This window comes from Glutamicibacter nicotianae (assembly GCF_006539525.1).
Taxonomy (GTDB): Bacteria; Actinomycetota; Actinomycetes; order Actinomycetales; family Micrococcaceae; genus Glutamicibacter; species Glutamicibacter nicotianae.
Genome location: NZ_BJNE01000001.1, coordinates 341,337 through 354,861, shown reverse-complemented (window position 1 = coordinate 354,861; position 13,525 = coordinate 341,337). Strand labels below are relative to the sequence as shown.

The window sequence follows — 13,525 nt, the reverse complement described above, 5'->3', positions numbered from 1 at the left end:
GCCTATCCCTTGACGTAGGCGGCGAGGTGTTCGCCGGTCAGCGTGCCCGAGGCGGCAAGATCCGCAGGGGTCCCTTCGAAGACGATGCTTCCGCCTTCGTGGCCTGCCCCCGGGCCCAGGTCGATGACCCAGTCGCTGTGCGCGACGACTGCCAGGTGATGCTCGATGACAATGACGGTATTGCCTTCGTCGACCATCTCGTCGAGCAGCCGCAGCAGGTTCTGCACGTCGGCAATATGCAACCCGGTGGTTGGCTCATCCAGGATGTAGGTGCCGGCGCCCTGGCCCAGGTTGATGGCCAGCTTGATGCGCTGCCGTTCGCCGCCGGAGAGCGTATTCAGCCGCTGGCCCAGTTTCAGGTAGCCCAGGCCCACCTGGTTCAGCCGTTCCAGCATGGCCTTGGCCTTGGGCACCTTCAGCTGCTCCAAGGCTTCTTCCATGCTCAAGTCCAAGACGTCGGCGATGTTCAAGCCGTCCAAGGTGTATTCCAGCACTTCAGCTGTATACCGCTTGCCGCGGCACTGTTCGCACGGCAGGGCGACTCCGGCCATGGACGCCAAATCCGTGTAGGTGAACCCGACGCCGCTGCAAGCAGGGCAGGCGCCAGCCGAATTGGCGCTGAACAGGGCAGGCTTCACACCGTTGGCCTTCGCAAATGCGGCACGGATCGGATCCATGATCCCGGTATAGGTGGCCGGGTTCGAACGCCGCGATCCGCGGATCGCCGTTTGGTCCACAACGGCAACATCCTCGCGCTTGGCGATCGTCGAGTGGATCAGCGTGGACTTGCCCGAACCCGCAACGCCGGTGATCGCGCACATCACGCCGGTGGGAATATCCACGGAAAGATTCTTCAGGTTGTGCAGGGAGGCGCCACGCACTTCCATCGCACCAGTGGCCTTGCGTGGGGTGGTATTGAGGGCGGCACGCGTCGTGAAATGCTTCCCGGTGAGCGTATCGCTGGCGAGCAGGCCATCGACGGCCCCGCTGTAGCAAATGGTGCCGCCATGGGTGCCGGCACCGGGGCCCAGATCGATGACGTGGTCGGCGATGCCGATGACCTCCGGCTTGTGCTCCACTACCAGCACGGTATTGCCCTTGTCGCGCAGGCCGGCCAGCAACCCGTTCATCCGCTGGATGTCATGGGGATGCAACCCCACGGTGGGCTCGTCGAAGACGTAGGTGACATCGCTGAGCGCTGATCCAAGATGCCGGATCATCTTCACGCGCTGGGCTTCGCCGCCGGAGAGGGTGCCAGCCGGGCGGTCCAGCGAAAGGTAGCCCAACCCCAGATCCACCATGGATTCGAGCACGGCCTTCAAATTGGTGATCAGCGGTGCCGCATCCGCGATCTGGATCTGATCCAGCGCGTCGAGCAGCTCGGACACCTGCATTGCGGTCATGTCCGCGATCCCCAGGGAATTGATCTTCGACGCGCGGGCCGCCGGTCCCAGCCGGGAACCGTCGCAGGCGGAGCATGGGGCGGTCGTGGAGATCCGCTCGATCCACTCGCGGATATGGGCTTGCTTGATTTCCCTGCCTGAATGGATGTAATTGGACTTGATGCGCGTGATCAACCCGGAGTAGCTCATGTTCGCGCCGTTGAGCTTGACCTTGCCCGCTTCCTCATAGAGCATGCGGTCCAGCATGGCCTTGGGCATGTCCCTGAGCTTCACGTCCAGGTCCGGCTGCGTGCCGGCGGTCAGCGTCTGCCACAGCCAGGCGCCCGGGGCGAAGTTGGGCGCCTTGATGGCTCCCTCGTTCAGGGTCTTGTCCCAATCCAGCAGTTCATCAAGGTCGATGCTCGCCTCGGTGCCGAAACCCTCGCATACCGGGCATGCGCCCTGGCCGAGATTAAACGAATACGCGCCCGCGCCGCCGGCGCTCGGGGTGGAGTACCGCGAATACAGCACGCGCAAAAGCGAATAGGCATCGGTAGCCGTGCCCACCGTAGAACGCGAATTCGCGCCCATGCGTTCCTGGTCGACCACGATGGCCGTGGACAGATTCTCCAGCACCTCCACATCAGGCCGGGGCATCGATGGCATGAAGCTCTGGATGAAGGTCGTGTACGTTTCGTTGATCAGCCGCTGGGACTCGGCGGCAATCGTGCCGAACACCAGCGAGGACTTGCCTGATCCCGATACGCCGGTAAAGGCGGTGATGCGGCGTTTGGGAATATCGACGTCGACGCCCCGCAGGTTGTTTTCCCGTGCTTGGCGTACTCGGATCGTGTCATGGCTATCGGCAGGGTGCTGGCTCATGACCCAAGCCTACTGACTATTGGACCCGCCAGCACCTCGTCCGGGCTTGCCTGCTTGCAATTGCCGCCCCCTACGGTGGAGGATCGAATTACCAGGGAATCGTCGATTCCTCGTCGAGAGCGGAGAATGCCATGCCGGATGCACCTCGGAAACTACTCAAGCTCAGCTCGGCGGCAGCACTGGCCGGCTGCCTCGCGCTCGCCGGGTGCGGCAGCACCTCCGGCGGCGCACCAAGCGAAGCGTCCACGGATCCTGGAGCCAGCCCGACGCAATCCGCCTCCGCAACCGCATCCCCGACCGAATCCTCGTCCGAGCCGACAGAGCCTGCAGCTTCAAGCACGTCGGCCGATGAGGAATCGGAGCAAACGGAAACGATCGGGGGACAGGAGCTGGGCAAGCTGCCGTCAAACGCCACCGAGTATGCTGACGCGCTGGTCGTTGCCTGGGGCAACGGGAATGAAGCTCAAATGAAGCAGTTGGCCACCGCCCAAGTGGTCGCGTCCCTGACCGGGCATTCGGCGGCAGGTGGACCGAATTGGTCGCAAACCAGCAACGATGCCGGAGCAGGGTCGGTGTTCGTGAGCTATGAAAATGCCGAAGACGGGACCGTGCTGAACCTGCGGGTGCAAAACCAGGTTGTCGGGCAGGGCCATGAACAAGGCGTGGTTGAAGCAAGCTTCGAGTAGTCCACGGCGTCACACCAGCACCGTGCCGCTTAATTGTGGCCAGACGCCCTCAGCCGCTGAATCGCTGAATATTCATCTGGGGAACGGTCGATACCCCAGCAATCGAATTCAATGGGAGTCGTTGCGATTTCAGGCGGGAATTATTCGGCAGAAGCGCGAATTTCCGTAACACTTAAGCCAATCACAGGATTTCGGTGTAATGGAAATTACGTCTATCATGATTGAGGCGTGCGCCACGACACACCTGTGGCCGTCGCGCAGGGCGCTCCGATCCCTAACCGTTTATAAGGACTTTCATGAAGCTGCTGAAATCTATCCCACTGCTTGGCTGGGTGCTCGTTGCCATCGTGCTGGGCATCCTGCTTGGCCCGGTCATGCCGGTCTGGTTGGGAAGCGTATTCCTGACCTACAACTCGATCTTCTCCGGATTCCTTGGCTTCATCGTGCCTTTGATCATCTTCGGCTTGGTCGCACCGGCTATCGCTGAGCTTGGCAAGGGTGCCGGCAAGTGGTTGGGCATCACCGCAGTCATTGCGTACGCCTCGACCTTGGCGGCCGGCCTGCTTGCCTACTTCGTCAGCCGCTGGCTGTTCACCAAGTCGCTGTCCGGCGGCGGTGTCGAAGAAGTTGGCGCGGGCGAAGGATCCGGTTTCGAACCGTACGTCTCCCTGGTCGGCGAGGCAGGGGATTCCGCAACTGAAATCGTGCTGACTCCGCTGATGGGTGTGATGACCGCACTGGTGCTGGCGTTCATGCTGGGCCTGGGGCTGACTGCCTTCCGTTCCACCGTGCTCTTCCGTGGTGCGGTGGAATTCCGCAGCATCATCGAAATGGTCATCCGCCGCGTGGTCGTTCCGGCGCTGCCGCTGTTCATCTTCGGCATCTTCCTGGACCTGTCCGCCGCCGGTGACGCCGTTATCGTGGTGCAGAAGTTCCTCTTCGTTGCAGTGATTTCCTTCGTGCTCACCCTGGTGGTCCTGCTGGTGCAGTACACGATCGCTGGCGCGATGAACAAGCGCAACCCGCTGGCCGCCCTGTGGGGCATGCGCAATGCGTACTTCACCGCATTGGGCACCTCGTCGTCGGCCGCAACCATTCCGGTGACTTTGGAATCGGCCAAGAAGAATGGCGTGGCCGACGCGGTGGCAGGCTTCGTGATCCCGCTGTGCGCCACGATCCACCTGTCCGGCTCGATGGTCAAGATCACCTGCTTCTCCATCGCCGTGCTCCTGCTGACCGGCGGCGACGTGTCCTTCGGCGCGTACTTGCCGTTCATCCTGATGCTGGGCGTCATGATGATCGCCGCCCCGGGCGTGCCCGGCGGCGCTATTGCGGCCGCTGCTGGCTTGCTCTCCCAGATGCTCGGCTTCGGCGAGGTCGAGGTCGGCCTGATGTTCGCGGCCTACATTGCACTGGATAGCTTCGGCACCGCAACCAACGTGACCGGTGACGGAGCGCTGGCCATGATCATGCACAAGCTGACCCGAGGCAAGCTCGGCACCCAGCCGCAGGATCCCGAGGACGAAATCGTTGAACTGGCAGATGGCACCGAATCGGAAGACCACAAGCTGGCCTAACCCGCTTGCCACGCAAGCATGAGCATCGATGCCCGGTACCAGACTCGCAGGTACCGGGCATCGATGCTTTGTTCTGCCGGCAAGCAAGCCGGACCAAGAAGAAACCCGCCCAGCGGTCGAACCTGAACGGTTCGGACGCTGGGCGGGTTTGCTCTGCCTGCTGGTGGAAGAAGAACGCTAGATCCACATGGCCGGATCGATGTACTCGGCAGGGTCCACCGCTGGCTTGTGCTCGTCGGGCCGGCGCGGACGGTTCTGCGCAGGGATTCCGGTGACGATCGATCCTGCCGGGGCATCCTTGACGACAACGGCGTTCGCGCCGATCGCCGAGTCGGCGCCGATCACGATCGGCCCCAGGACCTTGGCCCCCGCGCCGATGACCACGCGGTCCCCGATGGTCGGGTGGCGCTTGACCTTGGCCAGCGACCGGCCGCCGAGGGTCACCCCGTGGTACAGCATCACGTCGTCGCCGATTTCGGCGGTCTCGCCGATGACGATTCCCATGCCGTGGTCGATGAAGAAGCGGCGGCCGATGGTCGCGCCGGGATGGATCTCGATGCCGGTCAGTGCGCGGTTCGCCTGGGATAGCAAACGGGCTGGCCATTTCAGTGCCGGGTTCTGCCACATCTTGTGGGCCAGCCGGTGCATCCAGATGGCGTGCAGCCCGGAATACACGAAGAAGTTTTCGGGATCGCTTCGCGCTGCCGGATCGTGCTGGCGTGCGTTAGCCAAATCCTCACGCAGGCGGGAGATAAAACTCATGAATACTACCTTAGTGGTTGCGGTTCGCTGCGGGACAATCCGCAGATGTCACACAGCAAATCGGCGCGAGCTGCACCGATAAAGGTCTCTCTATAGACCCAACGGTGGCTCACGCCGATTTATTCTGCTTCTGCAAATCTGCTTAGCCGCGGATGTCATCGAAGAGCAGCGTGGAGATGTAGCGCTCACCGAAGTCGGGGATGATCGCAACGATCTGCTTGCCTGCATTTTCCTCGCGTGCGGCGACCTGCACGGCGCCCCATACGGCTGCACCAGCGGAGATGCCGCCGAGGATGCCTTCCTTGACGCCCAGCGCGCGAGCGGTCGACACCGAATCCTCGATGCTGGCATCCAGGACTTCGTCGTACAGTTCGGTATCGAGCACCTCTGGGATGAAGTTCGCGCCCAAGCCCTGGATCTTGTGCGGGCCCGGCTTTCCGCCATTGAGGATTGGGGAATCCTTCGGCTCCACTGCCACGATCTTCAGGTTCGGATTCTTTTCCTTCAGGTAGCGGCCTGCGCCGGTGATCGTTCCACCGGTACCGATGCCGGCAACCAGGATATCGACCTTGCCTTCGGTATCGGCCCAGATTTCCGGACCGGTAGTGTCTGCGTGTACCTGCGGGTTCGCGGTGTTGGCGAACTGCTGCGCCCAGATGGCGTTATCGGAGGTCGCAACGATCTCCTTGGCCTTCTCCACGGCGCCGCGCATGCCATCGGCGCCCGGAGTCAGCACGATCTCGGCACCGAAAGCGCGCAGCATGACGCGGCGCTCGGTGGACATGGTCTCAGGCATGGTCAACACGACCTTGTAGCCGCGAGCCGCGCCAACCATGGCCAGCGCGATGCCGGTGTTGCCGGACGTGCCCTCGACAATGGTGCCACCTGGCTTCAACGCGCCCGATGCCTCGGCTGCATCAACGATGGCCACGCCGATGCGGTCCTTGACGGAGTTGGCCGGGTTGTAGAATTCCAGCTTCACGGCAATGTTGCCTGGCAGGCCCTCGCCGACGCGATTCAGGTTCACCAGCGGAGTGTTGCCGACGACTTCGGTGACGTTGTTGTAGATCTTGCCCATCTTGTATGCAATCCTTACGTGTACTTTATGCAGCCGCAGATAGTTGCGGCGAAATAACTGCTGGAATCTGGCGTAACCGCCGGACACCCATCGGGTTCACAACTAACCCTAATAGGCCTAAAGCGCGACTAGGCTTCGTTTAGCCATTGAGCGTAATATTTCCTGACTTTTGCGAGCTTTGGATCGATAATCACCCGGCAATATCCGACTTCTTGGTTTTCGGAGTAATAATCCTGGTGAATTTGCTCGGCAGGATAGAAATCTTTCGACTCTTCCAGCGTGGTGACGATCGGATTGGGGTATACACGCGAGAACTTGTCGATGGCGGCCTTGAAAAGCTCGCGCTGTGCATCGTCGAGCGGGAACATCGCCGAGCGGTACTGGGTTCCCACATCGTAGCCCTGGCGGTTCAGCGTGGTCGGGTCGTGCACGGTGAAGAACATGTCCAGGATGACGTCGGCCGGAACCACTTGCGGATCGAAGATCACCGCGACACCTTCGGCATGCCCGGTGGTGCCGCTGCAGACTTCGCGGTAGTTCGGATCCTTGGTGTGGCCGCCGATATATCCGGAAATTACCGCGTAGACGCCGCGCGTTCGCTGGTACACGGCATCCAAGCACCAGAAGCAACCGCCAGCGAGTACGAAGGTGCTCAACTTGGTGTCCTGGACATCCAGGGTCGGGGTGAATTGATGAGGTGACTGAAGGCTGAGAATACTCACACAGTTCATAACGTTGCGGCGTTGCATTCTGTTCCATCCTCATTGGCACGGCGTAGTCTGGTTGGTATGCAGAGCAAGGCAAATAACTCGCAAGACCTGGGGAAGGGCAACGTTTCCCCGGAGGCCTCGACGCTCAAGCCCGTTTCCGAAGAAGAGCCAGAGCAGCCGGTGGAAGACACCTCGGCTGCGCAGACCACCCTGGGTAACGTCCTTGAAGCCGCCGAGGAGCTTTGGCCAAAGTCATTGGCCGAGGATTGGGATGCCGTTGGGCTGGTTACCGGGCGAACCGGCCAGCAGATTTCCAAGATCGTGATGGCTGTTGATCCAACGCTGGAGGTGATCGAGGATGCAATCGAGCGTGGGGCCGATCTGCTGATCACTCACCACCCGCTGCTGTTGCGCGGAGTCACCCAGGTTGCCGGCACGACGTTCAAGGGTGAGGCCATTCACCGCCTGATTGAATCCGGTACCGCATTGCTGACCGCGCACACCAATGCCGACAGCGCCATCGGGGGCGTCAACGACGCGCTGGCCGATGCCTTCGGGCTCAGGGACTGCGTGCCGTTGGTGGAGTCCAAGGACGGGCTGCCGGAGGAAGGACTGGGCCGGGTGGGCTTCTTGGAGAAGCCGATGAAGCTCGAAGATTTCGCGGAACGCGTCTACACCGTGCTGCCGGCCGTCGCCGGCGGAGTGCGCGTCGCCGGAGACCGCAGCGGAATCATCCGGAAGGTTGCCCTGTGCGGCGGCGCCGGCGATTCCCTGTTCGGTGCGGTGCGCTCGCACCAGGCCGATGTGTACGTAACCGCCGACCTGCGCCATCACCCGGCAAGCGAAGCGCGCGAAGCTGCCAATGGCGGCTTCCCTTACCTGATCGACGTTTCCCACTTCGCTTCGGAATGGGTCTGGCTCTCGGCCGGTGCCCGCGCCTTGGGCAATGTGCTGAACGATCTGGGACATGCGGTGGAAATCGAGGTATCCCAGGTGAATTCCGATCCTTGGGACTTTGTCCTCACACCCTAGCCGGAGCCTGGCATGCTGCACCACGTAGAGATCTGGGTTGAGGACTTGGCAGCCAGCACAGCATCGCTGGGCTGGCTGCTGACCCGTCTTGGCTACACGGCCAATTCGCAATGGGCCAACGGCATCAGCTATTCCTGCGGAGAGTTCTATATCGTCCTGGAATCAGGACCGGATGCGAAGAAGCAACGGCATGACCGGCTGGCTCCAGGGCTGAACCATTTGGCCTTCCAAGCCGGCACCAGGCAGGCCGTCGACACGTTGGCCGCCGAAGCGCTGGAGCGCGGTTTCAGCCTCATGTTCGCGCAACTGCACCCATACGCCGGGGGAGCGCAGCACTACGCGGCCTATCTGGAGGATGCTTCCGGATTCGAAGTCGAACTGGTTGCAGCAAAGTGATGATGCCATGCAGGCCTAGCAGAATTGCCCGGCCGGCACGGCATCATTCTCCTTCGCAACGCTCTCAGGCGGCGTGCCTCACGGTGGTGAACTGGTGGTCTTCTGGCAGCAGGATGTTCAGGGCCAGGCCCTTCTTGTCTTCAACTAGGGAAGCTTCCCACTTGGTCTGGACAAGGTCGAGCAATTCCCCAGGATTCTTCGGGTCGACCGGCTGCTCGACCAGGAAGCGGGCGACCTCGCCGCGGGTGTGCTTGGCGAAGTGCGAGACCACTTTCGGCATTCCGTTGCGCAACTGGAAGACGTTGACCGCAACGGTGTTGCCATTAGCTGGCTTGTAGGCGGCTGCGTAGGTGCTCGACCGGGCGTCAACGATCAGCTGGCTGCCGGCCGCCTCATCGAGTACCGGGGCCAGCCGCTTCTTCCACCAGGTGGCCAGCTTGCCCAGCGGCTCGAGCTTGACCGACATGGATAAGCGGTAGGGCGGAATGCGATCGCCAAATCGCACGGCCCCCCACAGCGCGGAGATCACGATGATGGATTCGTCGGCGCGCTGCCGCGCGGCTTCTTCCAGGCTCGCGTAGTCCAGGGCTTCGAAGAGCACCCCCGAGTAGATGTCGTGAGCCTGGGCGGCCGGCTCGGTGTGCAGGTTGATATTCCGAGCTACCTCATTGGCCAGCGAAGCTCCGACACCCAGCAGGTCCATGGCATCTTCCCTTGCCGAGACTTCTGCCAGGGCGTCGAGCACGAGGCGGCGTTCGGCAGAGAGCTCCGGAAAAGAGAGATCTTCGATTTCGAAGGGAGCTCCTTCGGCGTGGGCGGTCTTGCCTTCGGAAGGCGGCAACAAAATAAGCACGCTCTCCAGCTTATCGGAGTCCACCTGCTGCTCTGCGCCGGCCATGTCCCCGTCGTGGCGACTCCGGCTGTGAGCGATCCAGTGTTCGAAAGTGGTCCGAAGGCTGTCCTGAACCGATTAGACTGGTAGTGAATGGGATGGCCAGACGGTCGCGTGGCAAGCAATTGTCTCGAGGAACGTCCGGGCTCCACAGAACAGGGTGGTGGGTAACGCCCACTCGGGGTAACCCGCAGGCTAGTGCCACAGAAAATAGACCGCCAGGTTTTCCTGGTAAGGGTGAAACGGTGGTGTAAGAGACCACCAGCACCCCAAGTGATTGGGGTGGCTAGGTAAACCCCACCCGGAGCAAGGTCAGACAGACTGCGTTATGAGGGCTGTTCGCCCCATGCAGTCGGGTGGACCGCTAGAGGCTGCCGGCAACGGCAGTCGTAGATAGATGACCGTCCCGCTTCGGCGCGACAAAACCCGGCGTATCGGCCATCCCATTCTTTAATTCCTTCGCTGCATCCAGCCCTTGATTCCTGATCGCATCGCCCGGTTCTTGCCCGCTCGTGAGATGATTCACAGTTCCCGATCCGCGCTTTTTCAGCGCACGGTCTAGAATGGATCATGTACTTACGAGGATGATCCTGTTACCTCGTGCCACCGCAAAAGCAATGGTGCTTCCCACGGTGCCAACCGACTTCATGGATCTGCGAGTCGGCTGAATTGGAAGGATTTTCTGTGACCCAGCAGTCTGTCGTTGCCCAGCAAGAATGGAGCGGGCGCGAAGAGCTCGCCGAGGCCATGATTCCACTGATCGGACGTCTGTACCGCAAGAACAATGTGGTGACCTCCGTCTACGGCCGCAAGCTGATCAACCAGTCCGCCATCGACATCATCAAGGCCCACCGCGTCGTGCGCCGCATCGATGGCGAAGAGCTCGACCTGAACGACACCAAGGCGATCCTCGATGCCATCGAGTCCCTGAATGTCGGCTCGGTCTCCGTTGATCTCGGCCGTATGAACAAGAAGTTCAAGGAGTCCGGTTCCGCTGATCTGAACGCCTTCCTGGCTGATGAATTGGGCGAGAAGGTTGGTCAGGCTGGCGCAACCGACGCAGAACCGCAGGATGTCGTGCTGTACGGCTTCGGCCGCATCGGCCGCCTGCTGGCCCGCATCCTCATCGAGCGCGGCGGCTACGGCCTGCGCCTGCGTGCCATCGTAGTCCGCAAGGGCGCGGAGAACGACTTGGTCAAGCGCGCCTCGCTGCTGCGCCGCGACTCGGTGCACGGCCGCTTCGACGGCTCGATCACCGTTGACGAGGAAAACAGCACCATCCTCGCCAACGGCACCCTGATCAAGGTCATCTACTCGAATGACCCGACCACCGTTGACTACACCGAGCACGGCATCGACAACGCCATCGTCGTCGACAACACCGGCCGCTGGCGCGATGAGGCCGGCCTGTCCCAGCACCTGCAGGCCAAGGGCGTTTCCCGGGTCCTGCTGACCGCACCGGGCAAGGGCGATCTGAAGAACATCGTCCACGGCATCAACGATTCGTGGATCACCGCAGAAGACAAGATTGTCACCGCTGCATCGTGCACCACCAACGCCATCACCCCTGTGCTCAAGGCGCTGAACGAGAAGTTCGGCGTCACCCACGGGCACGTCGAGACCGTTCACTCGTTCACCAACGACCAGAACCTGATCGACAACTTCCACAAGGGCGAGCGCCGCGGCCGCTCGGCAGCGCTGAACATGGTGATCACCGAAACCGGTGCCGCCAAGGCTGTTGCCAAGGCCCTGCCGGAGTTCGAAGGCAAGCTGACCGGCAACGCCATCCGCGTTCCAACCCCGGATGTCTCCATGGCGATCTTGAACCTCAACCTTGAGAACGAGACCACCAAGGAAGAGCTGAACGCCTACCTGCGCGAGACCTCGCTGACCTCGAACCTGCACAAGCAGATCGACTACATCGATTCGCCTGAGGTTGTTTCCACCGACTTCGTCGGCTCGCGCCGCGCTGGCATCGTTGACGGCCTAGCCACCATCGTGTCCGGCAAGAATGCTGTCGTCTACGTTTGGTACGACAACGAATTCGGCTACTCCTGCCAGGTAGTCCGCGTCATCGAAACCATGGCCGGCACCCACCCAGCTGCAGTGCCTGCAGTGAAGGCAGAAGCCGTCACCGTCTAGGACCTCAAGGGTTTCCGCTGAAGAGACCATCCCAGCGCATCAAGCGTTGGGATGGTCCCTTCTTGCATGCCAGGATTGAGGCCGAACCTGTCCCAGGCGGGCAGAACCTGTTGCCAGGGTAAGTGCCCTGTGCAAAGCTCGGGGCATGATGCGATCAACGAATCCGGTTCTGCGCCACCGCGGGTGGCCAGCGGACATGTCGCTGTCCATGGATGATCACGCGCAGCCCATTACGATGCTGCAGTTCATCCGGCAGGCTTGGGGCCTGGCCGGAGATCTCGCCCTGCCCCAACTCAGCCCGTTTCCCGAGACGGGATCCTCGGCCCTGCCGGATGAAGTTGACCGGGACCTGTCGGAGCAACGATCGATCCAGACCTGGTCGAACGCGTGGGCGGGAAAGGCGCAGGGTGCCCACCGCATCCCCGGGCTGGCGGCAACTACCGCGGCAACCGGTCCAGCCACCGGCAATGATTTCTGGACCCAGCAGTACGGCGACGAGGGGATCGACCTCATCGCGTTCGAGCAATGGGAACGAATGTTCGATCTGTGGTTGGGATTGAATCCAGAACCGGTGCTGCGCAGCACGGAGGTCCAGCCGGTGCTGGTCGCCGCCTGGGAGCGCGGGCTGACGGATCTCACCGTGGTACCGTGGGCCGGGTACTGCATGTACCGGCTAGGCGATTCGCACCTGGCAACCTCCTTCGACACCGCCGCCAACTGCTCCCTGCTCAGGCAGGCGCTCGCCGAATGGATTCGCGCCCCGCTGAAGTGAGGCGTCGCCCGTTGCTGCGGCAGTCTTACGTCAACGACCATCTGCACACCACGGCGAGGCATGGCGGCTGCGGATCCGGCGGCACATCCGCTGCGCAGGGCTGCTAGGCTCTACGCCATCGGGAATGGAATCGAGGTGGACCGATGGACAGGACCAGGATGCTGGCAGCACGCATGGCCAGCCAGCTTCTGCTGGAACCGGCAGAATCCACGCTGCAAGCCTCAGAGCACATGCTCGCCTTCCAGTCCCAGGACTTCGCTGCAGGACGCTACGGGCTGGCCCAGCGCTCGACAGCCCAAGAATCCCGCCAGCAAGTCGACGAGCTGTTCACCGGCGGCCAGCTGGTCCGGTCGTGGACCATGCGGGGCACGCTGCACATCTGCGTCGCCGAGGATCTCCGGTGGCTGGTACGCTCAAGCCGTGAACGCACCCTGCGCTCAGCAGCCGCACGCCTGCGCGGACTGCAGATCGACGCGCAGGTCATTGACCTGACCGCCGGCGTCATCAGCTCGCATTTGCAGGAGTCCGGACAGGCCAGCCGAACCGAGCTCTTCAACGTGCTGAACCGGCACGGAATCGAGACGGACAAGCAACGCGGCTTGCACCTGCTGCAGATCCTTGCCCTGGACGGTTTGATCTGCCTGGGGCCCACCCCTGATGGTGCAAAGCTCACCGCCCAGGACTTCGTGCTCGTCGATCAATGGATCGCACGGCACCGGGAACCGGCGGATCCGCTGGCGGAAATATTGCGCCGCTATCTCAGCTCCCATGGGCCAGCCACCATCCGCGACGCAGCCTGGTATGCGGGGCAGACGTTTACTGCCATGAGAACCGCTGCCCAAGCCCTCGGCGACGTGCTGGTCAGCGCAGGCAGCGATGAGCGAGGAGAAGACTATTGGGTCATTGCCGGAAGCCTTGCCCACCGCGAGCTTGAATCGCCGCAGCTCACCCGGTTGCCGCTGCGCCTGCTGGGCCCCTTTGACGAGTACTACCTGGGCTATGCGGATCGGGCGCTGGCAGCCGAAGCACAGATGTCCCAGCAGATCCTGCCGGGAAAGAATGGCATGTTCCTGCCCTTCTGGCTTGAACAAGGCAGGGCGGCAAGGCTCTGGAATGCAGAAGCAGCGCCGACCGATCAACTCGGTGCGGCGCTGCATCAGCGGTATCTGGACTTCAAGACCGCCCGGTAGGCGGCTGCGTGGCAATCGACACTG

The 13,525-nt window shown here is 62.0% G+C and carries 12 protein-coding genes and 1 other RNA gene; 8 read left to right on the top strand and 5 right to left on the bottom strand.

Annotation, left to right across the window (positions count from 1 at the left end):
* Nucleotides 1-2: 2 nt before the first annotated feature.
* Nucleotides 3-2,264, bottom strand: a complete 2,262-nt coding sequence (locus ANI01nite_RS01605; RefSeq protein WP_141355471.1) for an ATP-binding cassette domain-containing protein — start codon at nt 2,262-2,264, stop codon at nt 3-5.
* Between the two features lie 131 nt (nt 2,265-2,395).
* On the opposite strand from ANI01nite_RS01605, the gene ANI01nite_RS01600 reads away from it, so the two are divergent.
* On the top strand, nt 2,396-2,950 hold the full coding sequence (locus tag ANI01nite_RS01600) for a hypothetical protein (protein ID WP_141355469.1): 555 nt from the start codon (nt 2,396-2,398) through the stop codon (nt 2,948-2,950).
* A 296-nt stretch (nt 2,951-3,246) separates the two neighbouring features.
* A complete protein-coding gene (locus ANI01nite_RS01595; protein WP_141355467.1) occupies nt 3,247-4,527 on the top strand; it encodes a dicarboxylate/amino acid:cation symporter in 1,281 nt (426 codons plus the stop codon).
* Nucleotides 4,528-4,704: 177 nt separating this feature from the next.
* On the opposite strand, the gene epsC is transcribed toward ANI01nite_RS01595, so the two are convergent.
* The 3 genes from epsC to msrA form a co-directional block, all read right to left on the bottom strand.
* Nucleotides 4,705-5,289, bottom strand: a complete 585-nt coding sequence (gene epsC, locus ANI01nite_RS01590; RefSeq protein ID WP_141355465.1) for a serine O-acetyltransferase EpsC — start codon at nt 5,287-5,289, stop codon at nt 4,705-4,707.
* 142 nt (nt 5,290-5,431) lie between these two features.
* Complete coding sequence (cysK, locus tag ANI01nite_RS01585; protein ID WP_038990964.1) at nt 5,432-6,367, bottom strand: cysteine synthase A; 936 nt, start codon at nt 6,365-6,367, stop codon at nt 5,432-5,434.
* Between the two features lie 128 nt (nt 6,368-6,495).
* A complete protein-coding gene (gene msrA / locus ANI01nite_RS01580; RefSeq protein WP_141355809.1) occupies nt 6,496-7,023 on the bottom strand; it encodes a peptide-methionine (S)-S-oxide reductase MsrA in 528 nt (175 codons plus the stop codon).
* A 132-nt stretch (nt 7,024-7,155) separates the two neighbouring features.
* On the opposite strand from msrA, the gene ANI01nite_RS01575 reads away from it, so the two are divergent.
* The gene (locus tag ANI01nite_RS01575; RefSeq protein WP_141355463.1) at nt 7,156-8,109 is read left to right on the top strand and encodes a Nif3-like dinuclear metal center hexameric protein; all 954 of its coding nucleotides are present in this window, start codon (nt 7,156-7,158) and stop codon (nt 8,107-8,109) included.
* A gap of 12 nt (nt 8,110-8,121) precedes the next feature.
* Nucleotides 8,122-8,505, top strand: a complete 384-nt coding sequence (locus ANI01nite_RS01570) for a VOC family protein (protein ID WP_141355461.1) — start codon at nt 8,122-8,124, stop codon at nt 8,503-8,505.
* A 64-nt stretch (nt 8,506-8,569) separates the two neighbouring features.
* Here ANI01nite_RS01570 and ANI01nite_RS01565 read toward each other — a convergent pair whose 3' ends face one another.
* A complete protein-coding gene (locus tag ANI01nite_RS01565; RefSeq protein ID WP_141355459.1) occupies nt 8,570-9,358 on the bottom strand; it encodes a YaaA family protein in 789 nt (262 codons plus the stop codon).
* A 133-nt stretch (nt 9,359-9,491) separates the two neighbouring features.
* On the opposite strand from ANI01nite_RS01565, the gene rnpB reads away from it, so the two are divergent.
* The 4 genes from rnpB to ANI01nite_RS01545 all read left to right on the top strand — a co-directional run bounded on the left by rnpB (nt 9,492) and on the right by ANI01nite_RS01545 (nt 13,501).
* Nucleotides 9,492-9,847, top strand: an RNA gene (gene rnpB, locus ANI01nite_RS01560) — RNase P RNA component class A.
* Between the two features lie 234 nt (nt 9,848-10,081).
* Nucleotides 10,082-11,539, top strand: coding sequence for a glyceraldehyde-3-phosphate dehydrogenase (locus ANI01nite_RS01555; RefSeq protein WP_141355457.1), 1,458 nt, complete (start codon nt 10,082-10,084; stop codon nt 11,537-11,539).
* Nucleotides 11,540-11,684: 145 nt separating this feature from the next.
* Nucleotides 11,685-12,311, top strand: coding sequence for a hypothetical protein (locus tag ANI01nite_RS01550; protein WP_141355455.1), 627 nt, complete (start codon nt 11,685-11,687; stop codon nt 12,309-12,311).
* Nucleotides 12,312-12,454: 143 nt separating this feature from the next.
* Complete coding sequence (locus ANI01nite_RS01545) at nt 12,455-13,501, top strand: winged helix DNA-binding domain-containing protein (RefSeq protein WP_141355453.1); 1,047 nt, start codon at nt 12,455-12,457, stop codon at nt 13,499-13,501.
* The last annotated feature ends 24 nt before the right edge of the window (nt 13,502-13,525 follow it).